General features: G+C 66.2%; 16 protein-coding genes. 10 read left to right on the plus strand and 6 right to left on the minus strand.

From position 1 onward, the window contains the following. The first annotated feature begins 129 nt into the window (after nucleotides 1-129). From benA to LFT45_RS10135, 5 genes are all read left to right on the plus strand, one after another. On the plus strand, nucleotides 130-1,515 hold the full coding sequence (gene benA, locus LFT45_RS10115) for a benzoate 1,2-dioxygenase large subunit (protein ID WP_236808230.1): 1,386 nt from the start codon (nucleotides 130-132) through the stop codon (nucleotides 1,513-1,515). Nucleotides 1,516-1,548: 33 nt separating this feature from the next. Beyond that, nucleotides 1,549-2,085 (plus strand): benzoate 1,2-dioxygenase small subunit, encoded by a 537-nt coding sequence (benB, locus tag LFT45_RS10120; protein ID WP_236808232.1) that lies wholly within the window; start codon nucleotides 1,549-1,551, stop codon nucleotides 2,083-2,085. Nucleotides 2,086-2,208: 123 nt separating this feature from the next. Beyond that, complete coding sequence (benC, locus tag LFT45_RS10125) at nucleotides 2,209-3,780, plus strand: benzoate 1,2-dioxygenase electron transfer component BenC (protein ID WP_236808234.1); 1,572 nt, start codon at nucleotides 2,209-2,211, stop codon at nucleotides 3,778-3,780. Continuing rightward, a complete protein-coding gene (locus LFT45_RS10130) occupies nucleotides 3,780-4,607 on the plus strand; it encodes a 1,6-dihydroxycyclohexa-2,4-diene-1-carboxylate dehydrogenase (RefSeq protein WP_236808236.1) in 828 nt (275 codons plus the stop codon). Before benC ends, LFT45_RS10130 begins: the two co-directional genes overlap by 1 nt. Nucleotides 4,608-4,665: 58 nt before the next feature. Continuing rightward, complete coding sequence (locus tag LFT45_RS10135; RefSeq protein WP_236808238.1) at nucleotides 4,666-7,497, plus strand: AAA family ATPase; 2,832 nt, start codon at nucleotides 4,666-4,668, stop codon at nucleotides 7,495-7,497. Between the two features lie 5 nt (nucleotides 7,498-7,502). Here the strand turns inward: LFT45_RS10135 and catC are convergent, their stop codons facing one another. From catC to LFT45_RS10155, 4 genes are all read right to left on the minus strand, one after another. Then, nucleotides 7,503-7,781 (minus strand): muconolactone Delta-isomerase, encoded by a 279-nt coding sequence (gene catC, locus LFT45_RS10140; RefSeq protein WP_236808240.1) that lies wholly within the window; start codon nucleotides 7,779-7,781, stop codon nucleotides 7,503-7,505. Nucleotides 7,782-7,815: 34 nt separating this feature from the next. After that, complete coding sequence (locus LFT45_RS10145) at nucleotides 7,816-8,916, minus strand: mandelate racemase/muconate lactonizing enzyme family protein (RefSeq protein ID WP_236808242.1); 1,101 nt, start codon at nucleotides 8,914-8,916, stop codon at nucleotides 7,816-7,818. Next, a complete protein-coding gene (locus LFT45_RS10150; RefSeq protein ID WP_236808244.1) occupies nucleotides 8,913-9,833 on the minus strand; it encodes a LysR substrate-binding domain-containing protein in 921 nt (306 codons plus the stop codon). Before LFT45_RS10150 ends, LFT45_RS10145 begins: the two co-directional genes overlap by 4 nt. A 75-nt stretch (nucleotides 9,834-9,908) precedes the next feature. Next, nucleotides 9,909-11,282, minus strand: a complete 1,374-nt coding sequence (locus LFT45_RS10155) for an MFS transporter (protein ID WP_236808246.1) — start codon at nucleotides 11,280-11,282, stop codon at nucleotides 9,909-9,911. A 329-nt stretch (nucleotides 11,283-11,611) separates the two neighbouring features. Between LFT45_RS10155 and LFT45_RS10160 the strand changes: the two genes are divergently transcribed. From LFT45_RS10160 to LFT45_RS10180, 5 genes are all read left to right on the plus strand, one after another. Beyond that, entirely contained in the window at nucleotides 11,612-12,310 is a 699-nt protein-coding gene (locus LFT45_RS10160; protein WP_236808251.1) for a maleylpyruvate isomerase family mycothiol-dependent enzyme, read from the plus strand. 120 nt (nucleotides 12,311-12,430) lie between these two features. Continuing rightward, nucleotides 12,431-12,832 carry a YidH family protein gene (locus LFT45_RS10165; protein ID WP_236808253.1) on the plus strand — a complete coding sequence of 134 codons (402 nt, stop codon included), beginning with the start codon at nucleotides 12,431-12,433 and terminating at the stop codon, nucleotides 12,830-12,832. Between the two features lie 3 nt (nucleotides 12,833-12,835). Then, nucleotides 12,836-13,006: a DUF202 domain-containing protein gene (locus tag LFT45_RS10170; RefSeq protein ID WP_236808255.1), complete on the plus strand. Its 171-nt coding sequence runs from the start codon at nucleotides 12,836-12,838 to the stop codon at nucleotides 13,004-13,006. Between the two features lie 1,429 nt (nucleotides 13,007-14,435). Beyond that, nucleotides 14,436-17,081, plus strand: coding sequence for a trehalase-like domain-containing protein (locus LFT45_RS10175; protein WP_236808257.1), 2,646 nt, complete (start codon nucleotides 14,436-14,438; stop codon nucleotides 17,079-17,081). A gap of 160 nt (nucleotides 17,082-17,241) precedes the next feature. After that, entirely contained in the window at nucleotides 17,242-17,895 is a 654-nt protein-coding gene (locus LFT45_RS10180; RefSeq protein ID WP_236808271.1) for an aspartate/glutamate racemase family protein, read from the plus strand. A gap of 13 nt (nucleotides 17,896-17,908) precedes the next feature. Here the strand turns inward: LFT45_RS10180 and LFT45_RS10185 are convergent, their stop codons facing one another. Both LFT45_RS10185 and LFT45_RS10190 read right to left on the minus strand, forming a co-directional pair. Then, entirely contained in the window at nucleotides 17,909-18,916 is a 1,008-nt protein-coding gene (locus LFT45_RS10185) for a hypothetical protein (RefSeq protein WP_236808278.1), read from the minus strand. 226 nt (nucleotides 18,917-19,142) lie between these two features. Then, entirely contained in the window at nucleotides 19,143-19,730 is a 588-nt protein-coding gene (locus tag LFT45_RS10190; RefSeq protein WP_236808280.1) for a hypothetical protein, read from the minus strand. Nucleotides 19,731-19,732: the final 2 nt, after the last annotated feature.

Genomic DNA, 19,732 nt, shown 5'->3' on the forward strand with positions numbered 1-19,732 from the left:
CCTAGGTATTTGCCTGATGTGAGGCCAATCACGAGCGGCAAGAATTGCTGGACAACGTCCGCCGCCGAAGCCCTTTCCCGAGTGGACCTCCGACCATCCGTCCAGCAATCTCCAATGAGGGAGCACGCCATGACCGAGAACCTGATCCATGCCCGCGAGGTCCTTGCCGACGCCGTGATCGACGACCGCGAGAACGGCGTCATCCGGGCCAAGCGCGAGATCTTCACCGACCAGGAGATCTTCGAACTCGAGATGAAGCACATCTTCGAAGGCAACTGGGTGTACCTCGCCCACGAGTCGCAGATCCCCAACGTGGGCGACTACTTCACCACCTATATCGGCCGCACCCCCGTGATGATCACCCGGGACAAGGATGAAAACCTGAACTGCCTGGTCAACGCCTGTTCGCACCGAGGCGCCATGCTGTGCCGCCGCAAGACGGACAACCGCACCACGTTCACCTGCCCCTTCCACGGCTGGACCTTCAAGAACTCCGGCGAGCTGCTGAAGGTCAAGGACTCCCGGAACGCTGGCTACCCCGAGACCTTCAACAAGGAAGGCTCACACGACCTCACCAAGGTGGCCCGCTTCGAGTCCTACCGCGGCTTCCTGTTCGGCTCGCTGAAGGCCGACGTGCTCCCGCTCGAGGAGCACCTGGGCGATGCCACCAAGGTCATCGACTCGATAGTGGACCAGTCACCCGAGGGCCTGGAAGTGCTGCGCGGATCCTCCACCTATACCTACGACGGCAACTGGAAGGTCCAGGCCGAGAACGGTGCCGACGGCTACCACGTCACCGCCGTGCACTGGAACTACGCAGCCACCACGGCCCGCCGCAGCGCCGGGGATTCCGCCAACAAGACCAAGGCCATGGACGCCGGCAAGTGGGGCAAGGTCAAGGGCGGGTTCTATTCCTACGACCACGGCCACCTGCTGCTCTGGCAGGAGTGGACCAACCCCCAGGACCGTCCGCTCTGGGACCGCCGCGACGAGCTCGTGGCCAAGTACGGCGAGGAGATGGCCAACTTCATGATCAACATCTCCCGCAACCTGTGCCTCTACCCGAACGTCTACATCATGGACCAGTTCTCCTCGCAGATCCGGCACTTCCGGCCCATCTCCGCGGACCAGACCGAGGTGACCATCTACTGCATCGCCCCCAAGGGCGAGTCCCAGGAGAACCGTTCCAAGCGCATCCGCCAGTACGAGGACTTCTTCAACGCCACGGGCATGGCCACGCCGGACGACCTGGAGGAATTCCGCTCCTGCAACAAGACCTACTGGGCCACCAGCGCCCCGTGGAACGACATGACCCGCGGCGCCACCCACGAGATCACCGGCCCGGATGAGCAGGCACAGGCCCTGGGCATGACCCGGGTGATCGCCTCCGGCGTGCGCACCGAAGACGAAGGGCTCTACCCCATCCAGCACGGGTACTGGAAGGAAGTCATGGACCGGGCCCTGGCGGAGGAAGAGGAGCGTTCCGCCCTGGAATCCATTCCCGTCACCGCCTGAGAGCCCGCCCGAACCACAGAGAGCGCAGAACCCATGACCAACCTGACCCACACCGCCCCGGTCCTGAAGACCGCGGAGGAGATCGCAACCCTCGAAACCGTCCGGGCGTTCCTCTACCGGGAAGCCCGCCTGCTGGATGACCGACAGTTCGATGAATGGCTGGAGTGCTACCACCCGGATTCCGAATTCTGGATGCCGGCCTGGGACGTGGACGACCAGCTGACGCAGGACCCCCAGAACGAGATCTCCCTGATCTACTACGACAACCGCGGCGGCATCGAGGACCGGGTGTTCCGGATCAAGACCGACAGGTCATCAGCCACCTCCCTCCCGGAGCCGCGCACGGGCCACAACATCACGGACGTCGAGGTGTTGGCGAACGACGGCGGCACGGTGGACGTGCGCTTCAACTGGTTCACCCTCTACTTCCGCTACAACACGACGGACACCTACTTTGGCACCAGCTACTACACCCTGGACCTTTCCGGTCCGCAGTCGGTGATCCTGAAGAAGAAGGTGGTCCTGAAGAACGACTACATCCACCACGTGGTGGACGTCTACATGATCTGACCCGCCCGCAGCCGGCGCCCGAGACCTGGGGGCGCCGCACGGCATTTTCCACCCTGTGCCCACCGGGCACACCATAACTTTTTCCGGACCGCGATGGCGCGCCCGGACAGTCAGGAGGACCCCATGGGCCACAAAGTAGCCCTCAGCTTCGAGGACGGCGTCACCAAAGTCATCAAGGTCGGCGACTATGAGACCGTCATGGATGCCGCCTACAAGGCACGCATCAACATTCCATCGGACTGCCGGGACGGCGCCTGCGGCACCTGCAAGGCCTTCTGCGATTCCGGTTCCTTCGACCCGGGCGACTTCATCGACGACGCCATGACGGAGGAGGAACTCGAAAAGGGCTACCTGCTCACCTGCCAGGCCGTGCCGGAGTCGGACCTCGCCATCCAGATCCCGGCCACGTCCGAATCGGCGAAGACGGCCGCCGCGTCCTTCACCTCCACCATCAAGGAACTCAACCGGCACACGGACACCACCGTGTCCTTCGCCCTCGAGGTGGACAACCGCGACGCGCTGACCTTCCTCCCCGGACAGTACGTCAACCTCAAAGTCCCCGGCTCCGATGCCGAGCGCTCCTACTCCTTCAGCAGCGGCCCCGAGGTCCAGGAGGCGTCCTTCATGGTCCGGGTGACTCCGCAGGGCGCCATGTCCGAGTACCTCCGCGACCGCGCCGCCGTGGGCGACACCATCGAGTTCACGGGCCCGTACGGATCGTTCTTCCTGCGCGAGCCCAAACGGCCCCTGCTGCTCCTGGCCGGCGGCACCGGGCTGGCCCCGCTCCTATCCATCCTGGAAAAGCTCGCCGAAAACCCGCCCTCCAGCCCGGTCCACCTGATCTACGGGCTCACCCGCGAGGCCGACATCGTGGGCCTGAACTGGCTGCGCGCCTACGAGGCGAAACTGCCCGGTTTCACCTGGGACTACATCGCCTCCGAGCCCGGCACCTCCGCTCCGCACACCGGCTACGTCACCCAGATCATCGAACCGAAGCACCTCAACGACGGCGACGTGGACATCTACCTCTGCGGCCCACCGCCCATGGTCAATGCCGTCTCCAAATGGCTGGACACCGAAGGCATCAAGCCCGCCAACTTCTACTTCGAACGATTCGCACCGAAGGAAACCACCGGCGGCGACGCCGAAACGGGCGCCCCGGCTCCGGTTGAGAAGATCCAGGCCGACGGCGACACCATGACCCGCGGCGAAGCCGTGTCTTCGCTGGAGACCGGCCGGCTGGATTTCCACAAGGAGGACAGCTTCGCCCAGCTGGACGCCCGCATGGGCCTGGAGCTTGCCGTCAGCGAACTGCTGCTGGGACGGCTCACCCAGGAACAACTGCGCCAGTTCCGCCGCCTGGCCGAAGCTACCACCGGTTCGGTGCAGGACGGAAACATCACCGATCCCGACGGGTTCGCGCGCACCAACGAGGAATTCCACGAGTACCTCTTCACGATCTGCGACAACCCGATGCTGCTGGAGTCCTACCGCCGCCTGGACGTCCACGCCCAGATGGCCGCGGCCTTCGAAGCCGGCACGCCGATCTTCGAGCGCGTCACGCAGGACCACATCGACGTCGTCGACGCCTTTGAACGCGGGGACAAAGCCAGGCTGCGCGAAGTCATCATGGCCCACGCCCAGGATGCCAAGGGGACCATGGTGGGGGCCATCGACGCCAAGGCCGCACACTGATGGCTGCGCCGTACGCCGGGCAATACGTGACCCCGGGCAGGTTCGGCGGCAAGGTCGCCGTCGTCACCGGTGCCGCCCAGGGGATAGGACAGAAGGTGGCCGAACGCATCGGTGCCGAGAGCGGCGCCGTGGTCCTGGTGGACCGCGCGGACCTGGTCCACGACGTTGCCCGCGGCATCGACGAGGCCGCCAAAGCGTCGGGTTCGGGCGGCTCGGCCACATCCGTCACCGCGGACCTGGAGACCTTCGCCGGCGCCACCCAGGCCATCAAGGCCGCCCTCGCCGCCCACGGGCGGGTGGACGTCCTGGTCAACAACGTGGGCGGCACCATCTGGGCGCGCCCCTACCAGGAGTACGACGAGGATAAGATCGAGAAGGAAATCCGCCGTTCCCTCTTTCCCACGCTCTGGACCTGCCGGGCGGTCCTGCCGGCCATGATGGAGCAGGGCTCCGGCACGATCGTGAACGTCTCCTCGGTAGCCACCAGGGGAATGCACCGGGTGCCCTACGCCGCGGCGAAAGGCGGCGTGAACGCGCTGACCCAGTCACTGGCCATGGAGGTGGCCGGGCACGGCATCCGCGTGGTGGCCACCGCCCCGGGCGGCACGGAAGCCCCGCCGCGCAAGGTCAAGCGCGGGCCGGAAGCCGAGTCCGCCACCGAGAAGGACTGGTACCAAACCATCGTTGACCAGACGGTGGGGTCCTCGTTCATGAAGCGCTACGGCACCCTGGACGAGCAGGCGGCGCCCATCGTGTTCCTCGCCTCGGACGAGGCGTCCTACCTGACCGGCAGCATCCTCCCGGTGGCCGGCGGCGACCTGGGCTAGTGCATCGGATGGATGCAGGCCATGGGGGCGCCCAGGCCGCTCCGGTAGGATGGCGGCCATGACGGCGGGCTCCACCCAGGGCGAGATGGCGGAGGACTTCCCGCTGGCGGGCCGGGCCGCGGCGTTCGAGCAGTTGCTGGAAATCCTCCGCACCGTCCGCAAGGGCAAGGTGGGCACCGTGGTCCTCTCCGGACCGTCCGGGTCCGGCAAAACCGCGCTCCTGGAACTCTTCCTTGACCACTGCCGGACGGCCGCCCGCGGCGTCCGCGTCCTGTCCGCCATGGGGGACGACTGGGAGGCGCAGTTCGCCCTGGCCGGCTACTCCCAGCTCATGCGGACCCTGCCGCTCCGGACGGCAAAGGATTACGACGGCGGCCCGGCCCTGGCGCCGGCGCCCGTCGCCTCCCTGACCCCCGACCAGGTGGTCAATTACGCCTCCACGCTCAGCACCCATCTCGAAGGCCTGCAGACGCACGGCAGCGTGGTGGTCGCCGTCGACGACGTCCACAAGCTCGATGAGGAGAGCCTGCGTGTCCTCACCTTCGTCATGCGCAGGCTGCACGACAAGCGGGTCCTGTTCCTGCTGACCCTGAACCCTGGTGACGCGTCCCGCGTCCCCGCCGGTGTCCTAGACTTCCTCACCGGCCACCAAGTGGTCCGTATTCCGCTGGAACCGCTCTCGCCGCAGCAGGTCCAGGACGTGGCGCGGAGCCTGTTCGGCTTGGACCTCAGCGCGACGGCGGCCCACGGCCTGGTGACGCACACCGGCGGGATTGCCCAGTCCATCGTGGAGCTGCTCCGTGAGCTGCCCCCGGAGACCTGGCAGTCGTGGTTCCCGTCCCTGCCGCCCACTTCCCGGGTGCGCGCCAGGGTCCGCAGTGTCTTGGCGGCCGCGTCCCCTGCCCTGGTGGCCGCCGCGGAAGCCGCAGCGGTGCTCGGCCCCGGCGCGGGCCTGGCTGAGGTGGCCAGGGTGGGCGGCCTGGAATCCGTCATGCCGGCGCTCGATGAGGGGCACCGCGCCGGGCTGCTGGGACTGTCCGTGGACCAGTCCCGCTCCGCCGTCGCCTTCCTGGAACCCGGCACCGCGGAAGCCGTCTACGAACAGATCGTCCCCAGCCGGCGCATTGCCCTGCACCGGAAGTCTTCCGAGGTTGTCCAGTCCGAGGGTGAACGGCTGGGCCACCGCGTTGCGGCCACCCCGGCCGCGGACGAAACCCTGGCCGCCGAACTGGAGGAGTTCGCCCGGCGGCAGGCCACGGTGGGCGCATGGCAGGATGCCTCCACCGCGTTGTTCTCCGCCTCGCGGCTCTCCCCTGACATCCGCGCCCGGAACCTCCGGCTCCTGAAAGCTGTCGACGCCCTGGTCGGCTCCGGCAATGTGGCCCAGGCGCAGGCCTGGGCAGGGGCGGTGGATGCCCTGCCGCCGTCGCCCCTTCGCTCCTCGGTGCTGGGGTATCTGTCCACGGTGTCCGGACAGAATGACAGCGCCGAAAGCCAACTGGAGATGGCCTGGCGGACCAGCAATCCGCAGCACGAACCCGCCGCGGCAGCGCAGGTGGCCCAGCGTTTCGTGCTCCACGGGGTGGCCTCCTGGGATGGTCCGATGATCACCGGCTGGGCCGAACGCGCCATGGCCCTAACGGAGCCTGGAACTCCGGCGCACATCGAGTCGGAGGCCATTTACGGCCTGGGCCTGTACGCCCAGGGCCGGATAGCGGACGCCGAGGCCTCCTACCATCGGGCCTCTGCCCAGGCGGCCGAGAATGCCCAGAAGCAGCGGGTGCAAATGGGCGCCGGCTGGCTGGCCCTGCGCCTGGACAACGCCGAATCCGCGCTGGTCAATTTCGAGTCGGCCGCCCCCACCGAGTACCGAGGGGGATCGCTGCGGATCTCCCTGTGGGCCGAGGCCTGGCTCGCCCGCACTCACCTTGTGCTGGGCAACTGGGATGCGGCCGCCGCCACCATCTCCCGGGCCAGCGTCCGGCTGGAAACCTCGCGGATGCCGCTGATCCGCCCGCTGCTGTACTGGACGGCCGCCGAGCTGTGGTCCATGCGGGGCGACTGGGACCGGGCACGCTACTACGTCTCACAGGCCGCAGTGCAGCCGGGAACGTACCGGGCCATGCAGGTCCCGGCCAGCCTGGCACGTGCCCGTTTCCACGAGGCGCGGGCGGATTACGAAAGTGCCCTGGCTGCCCTGCAGCCGCTGGCGGAGCTGGACCCCTGGACCGATCAACGGGTGTCCTTCTGGCCTTGGCAGGACACCTACGTCAACGCGCTGGTCATGACCGACAAGCTCGATGCTGCAGAGGCGTTCCTTACCGCCTTCGAAGGAGTGCACCGCGAGCGGGAAGTCCCTTCGGACCTGGCCCGCATGGCATGGGCGCGGGGTCGGCTGCTGGCCGCGCAGGGGGACCCGGACACGGCCAGGGAACACTTCGAGGCGGCGCTGGGACACCTCCGCGGGCTCAACCGCCCTTATCTGCGCGCAAGGATCAGTTTTGCGTTCGGGCAAAGCATGCGCCGGGCCGGGAAGCGCCGCCTGGCGTCATCCGTGCTGCGCGCGGCCCGCGACCTTTACGACTCGCTCGGCGCGGCCACCTACGTTGAACGGTGCGACCGCGAGCTGAAGGCAACAGGCCTGGATGTGGGGAACCTGCCTGACCCGGCGGATCCGGTGCTCTCCTCCGTGGGCAGCCACCATCAACAGCTCACCGCGCAGGAACAGGCGGTAGCCGAGCTGGTGGCTGCGGGCGCCACCAACAAGGAGGCGGCACGGGCCCTGTTCCTGGCCGAAAAGACGGTGCAGTACCACCTGACGCGGCTGTACCGGAAGATGGGTATCCGGTCACGCAGCGAACTCGCGGCGGCATTCCGGGCCAAGGACTGACCCGGCTACTTCACGTCCGAGGGGTGCTTGGCCAGCGGGACCACGGTGAGGTCCATGTACGGGAACAGGGGAAGGCCCTGCAGGATGCCGTGCAGTTCGTCGTTCGATTCGACGTCGAAGATGGAGTAGTTGGCGTATTCGCCCACCACACGCCAGATCTCGGGCCATTTGCCGGAGCGCTGCAGTTCCTGGGAGTAGGCCTTCTCCTTTGCCTTGATTCCGGCGGCTTCTTCGGCGGGCATGCCGGCGGGCAGGTTGACGTCCATATGGACCAGGTACTTCATGGTGACCTCTCGGTGGAATTGGAAGGGATGGGTGTCAGTCGGTGCGGTAGTGGGCGAGCTTGTCGTCGTCCACGTCGGTGCCGGCGCCGGGACACGCGGGAACGTGGATCCGCCCGCCGGTGATGGCTAGCGGCTGGGCCAGCAGGTCATCGGTCATATCGAGGTAGTTGGAAAGTTCCGCCGCACGCTTGGCGGTGTGGGCGAAGGCTGCGCCGAACACCACGGAGGCCACGGTGCCTACCTGGGTGTCGATCTGGTTGCCGATGTAAACGTCGATGCCCATGCCCTCGGCCATGCCAACGATCTTGGCGGCTTCGGTGAAGCCGGACCGGGCGGTCTTGACGGACAGCAGGTTGGCCCCGCCAGTGAGGATTTCGCGGGCCGCCTCGCCGAGGTTGGCGGCCGATTCGTCCGCGGCAATGGGGATGGGGGAGTTGGTGACCAGGCGCCGGCGGCCCAAGACCTCGCGGGCGTCGTCCGGTTCCTCAAGGAACTGCAGGCCGAGGTCGGCGGTGCGGCGCAGCACCTCGGCGGCCTCGTTGGCGGTCCACCCGCGGTTGGCGTCCATGTACAGCTCGGCGTCCTCGTCCAGGCCTTCCCGCAGCACCCTTGCGGCCTCGATGTCCAGGTTCAGCGGACGGCGTCCGGTCTTCAGCTTGAAGGTGTTGATGCCGTAGGTTTCCCGGAACTCCAGGGCCAGGGCCAGGAGTTCCCTGGCGGGTTTAAAGCCGAGCATGTGGGAGACGCGCAGCGAGTCGGTGTAGCCGCCCAGCAGCTTGGTCACGGGCTGCCCCAGGGTCTTGCCGATGACGTCCCACACGGCGATGTCCACTGCGCCCTTGGCGGTCTGGTTGTGGATGGTCCGCGCCATCACGGCCTGGATCTTTTCCCGGTCAAAGACATCAAGGCCCACCAGCTGCGGGGCGAAAACGTCCTGCACCACCGCGACGATGGACTTCTGCGTCTCACCGTAGGTGTAAGGGCGGGGCGGGGTGTCTGCGGTTCCCACCACGCCGTCGTCGGTGTGGACGCGGACCAGGACGTGGTCGGCCTCGTGCACGGAGCCGGAGGCGAAATGGAGCGGGTGGCGGTACGGGATCGAGTAGGGGATCGCCTCGATGGCTGCGATCTTCATGAGGGGAGGTGCCTTTCATCAGCGGGAGCGGGGGTGGCGGCATCAGCGGTTGCCGTGGCCACGATGTCCAGGAAGTTTTGCAGGAGCGCGGAACGGTGGCCGCGCAGCCAGGCGACGGCGAGTTCCACCGGGGGAACATTGTCGATCTCCCGGTAGGCGACGCCTTCGAGCTGGAAGGCGCGCACGCTGGACGGCATGACGGCGATGCCGCCGCCCGCGGCCACGAACGCCAGCATGGTGGAGGTCTCGCCCACCACCTGCGTGATCCGCGGCTGGAAGCCTGCCTGGCGGCAGAGGTCCGAGGTGATGCGGTTCAGCACCGACTCCGGCGCGTAGGCGATGAAGTCCTGGTCCTGCAGTTCGTGCATGGCCACGGGCCGGTCCACCGCCAGGGCACTGAAGGAGGGAAGCGCGACGACGAGTGGCTCCTGGGTGACCACGCGGTAGTCGATTTCCTCGGAGGCAACGGGGGGACGCAGCAGTGCCGCGTCCAGGGTCCCGTTCCGCAGCCCCGCTTCCATGGACGGCGTCAGCATCTCTCCGTTCAGCGCCAGCGACAGGCCGGGAAGGACCTGCTTGGTGAGCCGCGCGATCCGGGGCATGACACCGTAGGTTGCCGAGCCGGAGAACCCCACCCGGAGGACGCCGGTGGCGCCCTTGCCCACCTGGTAGACATCCGCGCGGAGCGTCTCGACGTCGTTGACGATCTGGCGGCCGCGGTCCAGCAGGAGCTGGCCCGCCGCCGTCAGGTCCACCCGGCGGGTGGTGCGGTTGAGGAGCTGGACGCCCAGCTGGTCTTCGAGTTGGCGGATCTGCTGGGACAGCGGCGGCTGCGCCATGTGCAGGCGCTTCGCCGCCCTGCCGAAATGCCGCTCCTCCGCGACCGCGATGAAGTAGTTCAGCTGGCGGATTTCCATCCGATGCCACCTTTCCAACGGGCCGGGGGAGGCGCGGCGCGGCCTCATTTATTCATAGAGTAACCATAAAAGGCCTTACTTAGATACTTTTTCGACGTAATCTAGCGGTGCTTCAATGACGGGCAGTGCTTCCTCCAGCCTGTGCTGCCGCGGTACCAGGATGGTGACGGCGCCGCCGAGCAGGGCCACCGCGCCGTAAATGTAGAAGGCTGTTGCCCCGCCGATCCCCGCGGCTGCCAGCCAGCCACCGATGATCGGACCCAGGACCCCGCCCAGCCGGCCCACGCTGGCGCACCAGGCGACGCCGGCGGCACGGGCATTGGTGGTGAAGTAGTTGGACTGGAAACCGTAGACCAGCACCTGCGTGCCCAGGGTTCCCACCCCTGCGGTGGCGATGAACGTGAAGAGCAGCGGCAGCGGGAAGCTGAAGGTCATCAGCCCCAGGGAGATGGTGGCGAGGGCAAACGTGGCAGCGATGACCCGCTGCGGTCCGTTCCGGTCTGCCATCCGGGAGGCCACCAGGCCGCCCACCACGGCGCCCAGGTTCAGGGCCAGCGGGAAGAACAGGGCGTAGGTCCGGCCGTAGCCGTAGCCCTCCATGATCTTGGGCAGCCAGGTGTTGAGCCCGTAGGTCAGGAGGAGGCCGCAGAAGGACATCAGGCCCAGCAGGATGGATGCCACGGCGAACTGGCGGGAGAAGACGGCGGCGAACCCGGACTTCCGCGGGGCGGCGCCGGCCTTCCGGATCACCTGCTCTTCGGCGAGCGGCACCCCGGTGCGCCATGCTGCGGCGAGGGCTTCCTCTTCCCGGCCCCGGGCAAGCAGCCAGCGCGGGGATTCCGGAAGCTTCCGCCAGGCAATGGGCAGGATGACCAGGAGGGGCAGGGATCCAATGATGAAGAGGCCGCGCCAGCCGATGCTGTCCAGGAAGGCGATGCCCAGGACGGATGCCAGCACGCCGCCCGCGGGGACCCCGGAGTACACGATTGCGTTGTAGAACTGCCGCCGTCCCGCGGGTGCGAACTCGGCCATGGTGGCGCCGGCGCTGGCGATGACGACGCCCAGGCCCAGCCCAGTGGCAAACCGGAGGGCACCGAAGGCGGTGACATCCGTGGCCAGGGCGGTGGCGAACATGCCCAGGGAGAACCAGGCGATGCCTGCGAGCATCAGCCTGCGGCGGCCGAAGAAGTCACCGATCGCTCCGCATGCCAGCGACCCCACCAGCACGCCAATGAGGGCCCAGGACCCCAGGAGCCCGGCGGTGGCCGCATCGAAGTGCCCGATTTGGCCCGCGTCTGCGAGCAGCCCCGGAAGGACCGTGCCGTAGACCACCAGGTCGTAGCCATCAAACAGGAGGGCGGCGCAGATGACGAAAGCCACCCAGTTGGCTGTCCGGGTCTCCCTTCCCGGGTTTCCGGTGATCGTGGATTGGGGGTGCGGCAGCGTCATGGCGCAGGTCCTTTCAGGGGGCGGGTGGAGAGGCGCCGCGGCATTCGGATGGATCCGCGCCGGGGCCTCGGCAACCCAGCCTGACAGGTAATGTGACGCACGGCATATGAGGGAAATGCCCGGTTTCGCGCCGGGGGTGCATTGTGCCGTTTCCGCGTATCAAAGGGGCGGTTTTTGCGATGGATCCAGCGGGAACAGGCCAAATGCGCCCGGCAGCAGGGTCATCCCGGCGTCGGTGGGAGGGTGGGTCTTAGTCCATAGGCTGCCGGTATGAACCCGACGTGCCGTAACCGTGGCCGGGAGCAGGGCGCCGCGGTTAGGCTGGCGGAATGATCAATCCAGCACGGCTGCACTCAGACCTGTCCCGCCTGGGCCGGGAGACTGATATGTTCCTGGCCACGGTGTCCTCTTTGTCCGATGAAGAGTTGGCTGCTCCTTCGCTGTGTGAAGGGTGGACCCGCGCCCACGTCGTCGCGCACGTCGCATGCAGCGGACGTGCCCTGATAGGGCTGATTGACTGGGCCACGTCCGGGAAGGAACGCCGGCTGTACGCATCCGCTGAAGCGCGCACGGAGGCCATCGCCGCCCTTGCTGCCCTGCCGCGGGACGAGCTCCTGGCTGAGGTGCGGGACTCAGCCGCCGCTTTCGCCGGTGAAGCCGAGCGGTTGACCGGGGAACTTGCGGCGCAGAAAGTAAGGGCAGGTGGCCGGGACCTGCCGGCCACGTCCATTGTGGCGCTGAGAATTGCCGAGGTGGTGGTGCACCACCATGACCTTGAGACCGCCTGGACCATCGAGGAGGCCGACCCCGATTCGCTGTTGAACGCCATCGAGGCCGTGGTACGTGCACTGCGTGCCAAGGGGGCGCCGGGGATGACGCTGGTGACCGAGGAACGCGACCAGTGGATTATCGGCAACGGCGCGCTGCACATCGAGTCCGATCGTGAGGGCCTGCTTCAGTGGCTGGCGCGTGGCGATGCAGCGCATATCGAGGCGGACGGCCCCGTGCCAGCACTGCCTAGCTGGTGAGCCGGCCGGCTCGAAGATTGCAGCGTCCCATCCTGAGCGGGCCGGACTGACTTTTCGCCGTTGGTGCGGGGATGTTTTCCGGTCCCACTTTGTCTCCAGCAGTGAGCCTAGGAAAGACAGGTGCACCAGGCCGGGACCGTCGCTCTCATAGAAATGTGGGGTGACCCTGTCAACCTGGGTGGGTTTGGCAGGTTTGGCTGGAAGAAGACCCAACCGCACCCAAGCGAAGAGCGGCCGCTGTCGTCAGGCGTAGTTGCCGGGCCTTGCCCGGGCAGAGGGGACAGCAGTCTTAGCTGTTTCCAGCCCAACATCGCGCCGGTGCCCGTGCGGGTTATCCTCTGTGTAGTCCTCGCCATGGTGGGGGTGGTGCTCGCCATCCAGGCGTTCGCAAGGTGGTCAGGTCAGGAACAGGCCATGCGCCACAATCGCGAGCTTCCCCATTCGTGGTTGCTGATCACGATGACGATTGTCGTGGCTTCAGCAGCCGCCGTTTTCTCCGTCCTCATCCTTCTGGCGGGCTGATCTGTGGCGCATACGCTCCGGGATCCAGGCTTGCAACCGGATCGTACTCTGCTCGCGTGGCGACGAACCATCCTCGCCCTCATCATTACGGATTTCCTCGTCTGGAGGACTTGGCTGCTTTCATCTGCAGGGGACGGCGCAGAGAGAACTCACAGGGCTTCGGTGTGGCGGTAGGTATGGCCGCAGTGGCCACGGTCGTCCTGACTGCCTGCATCCTTCGCCGCCCTCTGCAATTTAGAAACACGCCGCATCAAGCCCCGTCGGCCGCACTACTGAAGACCGCCGCCGGCGCCGTGCTCGCCCTGACCTCTGCCGTCATTGCATCCATAGCACTGCCCGGCCTTCCCGGCGGAGGATGACTTCGGCTGCTACCGGCAACAACGGATCCATCACCATCCACGGGAGGAAAGCCGGGACGGGCACTAGTCACTCCCCTCTTGGGCAGCAGCCAACGCGGTTAACTTGAGCTTGGTGGCCCAGTGCGCGCCGATCCAAGCGCCCAAGAGGCTTCCTGCCAGCAGGTTAAGCACGATGTACCAGTGTGGACACCGATGATCGCGCCGGCCAGGAAGACCAGCAGGAGGGACTGCTGTCGTGCCTGCCCTGGCGTCAACAGCATGGCAGTCCGATTCATACGGAAAAATTGTCAGCAGCAGCATACGGATTCCGTTGGGCCCTCGTGGCTGCTGACGCAGTGAGTAACCTTCCCGCCGGGACGCTGTCGTTCCTCCGGAGGTACGAAGCAGCTTTGCTGTTGTTGCTTCCATGTGCGGGTCAGCCGGTAGGAGTCGATGCCGTTCCGATGAAATCCCCGTCAATAGCGCCGGCCAGTTACAAAATGCGGCCAGAAATAAACGTCTTACATGGGTCATCCAAACCTGTCACAGTCAGATGGGCCTGAGCAAAGCTCATTCCATCTATTTCTCAGGGCGTCCAACGTTCTCTCCTTGGCAGGGTGGGCACGCGTATGAATCAGGCCGCGGGCGGCACTTGGCGGTTGCTCTGCTGTGAGGCGTGGGCCGGGGACTAGGATGACGTCGAGTGCTTCGACGTCGATGAGTTTGCGGGTTCCGTTTCTTCCCTCGATGATCCAGAACATGCTCATGATGGAATTGCTGAACTGACCCGACCGTGGCGGATGAGCCGTCCATGCTGCCGAGCTTCAATCTGGGTACCTGGTGAAAGCTCCGTGCATGACCGGATGATCCGGTCCCTGGCTGCCGTCATGATCAGGTCCTCCTGCTCCGGTTTCCCGCTTCGAGCCTAGGCGCGAGAGGTTGCGTCGGCGTTTCCGTGTAGTGATGCTGCGGTTTAATGCTTGTTTTAGCGTTAGTGCCCTCTCTCTTGGTAGGTAAAAGAAGACAAAAGAAAGCCCCAGGCAGAGCCAACGTCAGCTCGACAGGACGACGACGGTTACTGCGGTCGTCGTCGTTTTCGCGGCGCGGACTTAACACCGCGGCAATCATTGGGATATTCAGGGGAAACTGTCCGGGCGGAGCATGAGGAGTGCCCCTTCGAAGTCCTCAGGGAATATCGGTGAGGGCACTGCCCGGTCGTCGCCGGCAGTCCTGCGGCTGCCTTTCCTGCCTCAAGGGGTGCACTTATGCTAACGCCGTTGAACCAAAGCGTGGCGGATTCCGCGCTGCTTACCCGGTCCCTTCCACTGGGGTTGCTCCGTTCCTTCGTCTATTCGGACGCGGCCGGCGATGGGCTGACGCCCTCCCTGCTGGCTGAACTTAAAGTCCTCGCAAGGGTCCCTGGGTTGCTGGTGGCCTGCAATTATGGCGGAACGTTGTGCGATGCGGAGGGCATCTCCACCGAGACCCTGCCGCTGGGCAGCGCGGCAATTGCCCTCCGTGCCCTGGCCGCGCTGCCGAACACCCATGCCGCCGTCATCTCGGGGCGCTCCCTCCGCGATCTGGCCGCCGTGTCCCGATTGCCGGCGGAAGTGCACCTGATTGGCTCGCACGGTGCTAAGGCGGACATGGAGTTCGCGCACGTACAGCCACTGGCAACGGAAGCGGTACTGCAGAAGGTCAGCGCGGCACTCAACGAAGCGGTGGGATTTCAGAAAGGCGTCTGGCTTGAGCGGAAACCCGTGGCGGTGTCCGTCCACACCCGGCCGGCCGCGGCAGAGGTGGTGGCGGCAGTAACTGCCACCGCACGGGACATCGCACGTGAGCACGGGCTGTTCTTCATAGTGGATGGGTCTGTCCTGGATCTGTCCGTGGTGGAACCGTGCAAAGCTGATGCCCTGGAAAACCTCCGGTCCAGGCTGGGCGCCAGCGCCGCCATGTATGCCGGGGACGCACACAGCGACGAACTTGCGATCGCCACCTTGCGGGGCCCGGACATGGGGCTGCGCGTCGGCCCCGGGGAAACACGTGCCGCGCACAGGCTGCCCGATCCTGGATCCTTCGCCAGGGTCCTTGCCATCCTGTTTGAGCTGCGGCGGGCATGGCTCTTCGGCGAGGATGCTGTAGGGCTGGAGCGGCACTCGATGATCGGCAACGGCTCCTCAACGGCTCTGGTTACCCCGGACGCCAAAATCTGCTGGATGAGCCACCCCCTGCCGGACTCCGGCTCCCTGTTTGCCCACATTCTGGGCGGCGACGCGGCGGGTCACTTTTCGATAGAGCCCGTTAAGGCCTCCCAGGTGCTGGGCCAACGGTACGTGGACAGCACCATGATCGTGGAGACGCGATGGACAGACGTCACGGTCACGGACTACCTCGAACCCGCTCCGGACGGAATCACGAGCCTTGTCCGGGTGCTGTCCGGAACCGGCGCGGCAAGGATCGTGTTTGCGCCCCGCCCGGACTACGCCAACGCGCCATTCAGCATGGAGGTCCGCGGCGAGGAGCTGCACGTGGTGGGAACATCCGATCCCATCACCCTTCTCGCGCCCGGCGTGAGGTTCGCAGTCACTTCCGATGGGCGGCATGCCACCGCCACGGCTGCAGTCAACCTGCAGGACGGGCCCGTAGTGCTCAACCTGCGCTGCGGCGACACCGAGCCGCGGCCAGCGGACCCCGGTGGCGAAATGGAGCGGCGGGCCGGCGTCGCCCTCTCCTCCCGCAGCTGGGTGCAGAGCCTGGAAGTGCCTACGGTCAAGCCCTCCCTAGTCCGCCGGTCCGCACTGGTGCTCCGCGCCTTGGTCCACGAACCCACCGGCGCAGTGCTGGCCGCACCTACTACCTCGTTGCCCGAAGGCATCGGTGGGACCCGCAACTGGGACTACCGCTACTGCTGGTTGCGTGACGGCTCCATGACCGTCAACGCGCTGGCGGACCTGGGTTCCACGCAGGAAGCGGCCGGATTCCTGGGTTGGCTGGGTCGGATCCTGAAGCACGCCCCGGGCCCGGAGTGGCTGCGTCCGCTCTACTCCGTCACGGGGGCCCCGCTCTCCACGGAAGCCGTGATCGACAGCCTCCCCGGTTATGCCGGCTCCCGGCCCGTCCGGATCGGTAACGCCGCGGACCACCAGGTCCAACTGGACGTCTTCGGCCCGATCGCGGAACTCATCCACGCCCTCAGCGTCAGGGAAGAGGCGCTCAAGGACGACCATTGGGAGCTGATGGTTCAGATGGCCTCGGCGGTGCTTGCCCGCTGGCAGGAGCCGGACCACGGCATTTGGGAGGCCCGGCGTGCACCCCGGCACCACGTCTACACCAAGGTAATGTGCTGGGTAACTCTTGACCGGGCGCTGCGGGCTGCTGCCCGCCACGGACGCACCCCTGACCCTGTCTGGGAACCCACGGCCACCGTCATCCGGGACGAGGTGCTGCGTGAAGGCTGGGATGACTCGGCCTCCTCGTACACCGTGGCTTACGACAGCCCGGATCTGGACGCCGCGGTGCTGCACATCGGACTGTCCGGCCTGCTGGACGTCACCGACCAGCGCTACCTGGATACCGTCCGGGCGGTGGAGCGGGAACTTCGGGTGGGACCCACGGTTTTCCGGTACAAGTACGACGACGGCCTGCCGGGCCTGGAGGGCGGTTTCCACATCTGCACCACCTGGCTGATTGAGGCATACCTTGCGGTGGGCAGGATCGAGGAGGCCTGGGACCTGTTCGACCAGTTGGTGAACCTCTTTGGGCCAACAGGACTATTGCCCGAAGAGTACGATCCGGGCACCGAAACCCATTTGGGGAACCATCCGCAGGCGTACTCGCACCTCGGCTTCATCCGTTGCGCCCGGCTGCTTGCTAACCACCAGGACGGCCCGGAAACGCGAAAGCATTAGGGACTGTCACTCAAGCTGGTTTGAATCCGACGAGCGATCCAGCCAGCTTGTAAGGCAACCAGTGCCGGTATGGCCAGTGTTGGTCACCTCCCCGTAAACGAGGGGAAATATTGTCCGGTTAGCGTTGGGATCAATGATTCCGTGCGGGGAAGGAACTGAGATGCGCGTAGGACTTATTCGGGTGCTGACGACCTCGGACCGGCGCCTGCTTCATGCCCATGGGAGGCTGCTGCAGGAGACGTTCGGTTTCACTGTCACCTCCCGCTGCATTCCGGGCCAGCCCTCCGGGGTGTACGACGAAGCGTCACTCATGGCCGCCGCGCCGAAGGTGGTCGAGCTGGCAAGAGAAATGGCCGAAGAGGCCGATGCGCTGATCGTCAGCTGCGCCTCGGAGCCCGGTCTGGCAGAAGCTCGCGCCCTGGTGGGCATCCCCGTCATCGGTGCAGGCTCCGCGGCTGCTGCCGCGGCCCTGACCTTTGGCGGCAGGGTCGGCGTCCTGGGGCTCAGGCACCAGGTGCCAGGACCGGTTTCTGAATACCTCGGTGAACGGATGGTCCTCATCGACGGTCCCGAAAGTGTCGAGACGCCCGACGCGTTTCTGATGCCCACGGGCATCTTCGACTCTCTCACCGCTGCCCAGATGCTCATCGATGCCGGTGCTGACGTCATCGTTCAGGCGAGCACCGGACTGAGCAGCATCGGCATGGCCGAGGTTCTCCGCCGCAAACTTCGGGTCCCCGTCATTGACGCCGTCACCGCGGCCGGATCCATGCTCGCCTCGGCCCTCGCAGCCCGGGAGCTGCAAAAAATTTGAACCCCGGGAAGCGTCAGCGGCCGGTCCACTCGTGGGCGAGGCGGTTGCGGCGCTCCTCCTCGCGTTTGGAGTACGCGGCCGCGCGGATTGCTTCCTCCGACTCCAGGCCGGTGCCAAGGGCACCGCCGACGGTCGCCGCCGACGCGACGAACCAGGACAGGACGAACAGGTCGCCATAGCCGAGCGTCTGCTGGAGGTAGCCGCCCATTACGGCCGGGTCGAGGACGAACAGCGCCCAGGCCAGGTTCACGAGGTAGAGCGCCAGGTAGCAGATGATTATCCCAATGGTCAGGGTTACCAGGGTTGAGGTGTTGTAGAGGCGGGACCTTTCCCTGGCGCCCGCAGAGCCGTCGTCGGGTCGGTCCCACAGTTCGCCGTCAATCACGAGCCAGGCAACAACGAGGGCAATGGAGGCGATCGTCGCCACTGTGAGGCGCCACGGTGACAGGGAGCCGGCGAGTAGCCAAACCGTTGAGTTGATCGTGGCTATCGCCCCTGTCGTCAGCGCTGCCACGAGCGCGGACTTGAGCCCAGGCACCAGGAGCCACGGACGGTTCGCAAGCACCATTCCCACGAGGAGGCGCCAACGGCTGGTGAAGTAGGGCATCGGCTCGCTGTGCCCGGCCTGTGCATTGCCTGCCATGCCGCTGACGAGCGCGCGCACTGCATGCCGGGCACGCGCCCGCATACCGAGCCCGCCGAGTGCCGGCAGCGACAGCACAGCTGTGCGTTGCCGCGGGTCGGTCTCGGCGAGCAGATACCGGCCGTCATTCTCGTCACGGAACGGAAGTTCGGTCAGCCCGATAACGATGTCCCATTCGTGCTGACGGGCGTGGTCCCGAAGCCGTGCCAAGGCAGTTTCGGCGTCCTCGCAATCCATGGCGAATGGTTCGCTCACGATCTCGATGTCCCAGCCCTCGCGGTCCTCGCTGCTCGGCGGCTGAAGGTCACTGAGCAGGCGCGCGATCTCCGTAGGCGCGGCAGGGTCCGCCACCATCCCGACCCGGATCCGTTCCGTCACGGCAGGATACCGCAAAGGGCGGGGGTGAACTTTTTTGGCACCATTTTTCTCCTCATGATTCAGCGCAACCTGCGTGTGCAGGCCTCCGTGTCGCTATTCTCAACCCGGTCCTGATCACGGTCTACATCAACCTGGTGACGAATCTGGGCCAGGGATGATGTGAGGGTGTCACCAGCGCAGGCGTTGCTGGTGACACCCTTGGTCCGCCAGCCCGGCAGTATGGCTGTCAGGCTGTGCGGTGCTTTCGCAGCGCGCGGACCGCGGCAACAGCACCCAGTCCGGCGAGCACCCATGGGCCTCCCACGAGGAGCGGGTCGATCCATTGGTGGTTGACGTCGGCGCGTTTTTGTCCGAAGCGGGAGCGGACACCGTGGGCCGAGAACTCGCTGAGCACCCCGGTTTCGGTGACGGGGTTGTCGGGGCGCAGAGTCGCAAAGGACTTCAGGTGGTGTTCCCAGGCGTCCACGCGGTCAGCGGCGATCAACAGGAGCCAGTGCGCGGCCCGGCCCTCGCTGTACTTGTAGGCGTACTTCCGGATAGCGCCGGAGACCCCGGCAGGAGGTGTGGAGGTCCCGAAAACGGGGGTGAGGAAGGCGTGCTCGACGGACCGTTCCCGGGGCCATTTCTCCGGTTGGCGTTCGGGGAAGTCCCAGCGCGCACCGGTCTCGATGCCGGGTTGCTCGCGGGGGTAGGAGGGGCGGTCGGCCGGGTCGAGGTCTGCGCCCCATCCCGGGATCTGTGCCCGCAGGTCTTCGGCGGACTTGGGTGGGATGCGTTTGTTGGCGATGTACGGCGTTGCTGCTGTTTCAGACATGG

Source organism: Arthrobacter sp. FW305-BF8, from assembly GCF_021789315.1.
GTDB lineage: Bacteria > Actinomycetota > Actinomycetes > Actinomycetales > Micrococcaceae > Arthrobacter.

What these genes read in the sequence shown, in the direction of transcription:
- benA (WP_236808230.1), top strand. Translation starts at nt 130, where the DNA reads ATGACCGAGAACCTGATCCATGCCCGCGAGGTCCTTGCCGACGCCGTG.
- benB (WP_236808232.1), top strand. Translation starts at nt 1,549, where the DNA reads ATGACCAACCTGACCCACACCGCCCCGGTCCTGAAGACCGCGGAGGAG.
- benC (WP_236808234.1), top strand. Translation starts at nt 2,209, where the DNA reads ATGGGCCACAAAGTAGCCCTCAGCTTCGAGGACGGCGTCACCAAAGTC.
- LFT45_RS10130 (WP_236808236.1), top strand. Translation starts at nt 3,780, where the DNA reads ATGGCTGCGCCGTACGCCGGGCAATACGTGACCCCGGGCAGGTTCGGC.
- LFT45_RS10135 (WP_236808238.1), top strand. Translation starts at nt 4,666, where the DNA reads ATGACGGCGGGCTCCACCCAGGGCGAGATGGCGGAGGACTTCCCGCTG.
- catC (WP_236808240.1), bottom strand. Translation starts at nt 7,781, where the DNA reads ATGAAGTACCTGGTCCATATGGACGTCAACCTGCCCGCCGGCATGCCC.
- LFT45_RS10145 (WP_236808242.1), bottom strand. Translation starts at nt 8,916, where the DNA reads ATGAAGATCGCAGCCATCGAGGCGATCCCCTACTCGATCCCGTACCGC.
- LFT45_RS10150 (WP_236808244.1), bottom strand. Translation starts at nt 9,833, where the DNA reads ATGGAAATCCGCCAGCTGAACTACTTCATCGCGGTCGCGGAGGAGCGG.
- LFT45_RS10155 (WP_236808246.1), bottom strand. Translation starts at nt 11,282, where the DNA reads ATGACGCTGCCGCACCCCCAATCCACGATCACCGGAAACCCGGGAAGG.
- LFT45_RS10160 (WP_236808251.1), top strand. Translation starts at nt 11,612, where the DNA reads ATGATCAATCCAGCACGGCTGCACTCAGACCTGTCCCGCCTGGGCCGG.
- LFT45_RS10175 (WP_236808257.1), top strand. Translation starts at nt 14,436, where the DNA reads ATGCTAACGCCGTTGAACCAAAGCGTGGCGGATTCCGCGCTGCTTACC.
- LFT45_RS10180 (WP_236808271.1), top strand. Translation starts at nt 17,242, where the DNA reads ATGCGCGTAGGACTTATTCGGGTGCTGACGACCTCGGACCGGCGCCTG.
- LFT45_RS10190 (WP_236808280.1), bottom strand. Translation starts at nt 19,730, where the DNA reads ATGTCTGAAACAGCAGCAACGCCGTACATCGCCAACAAACGCATCCCA.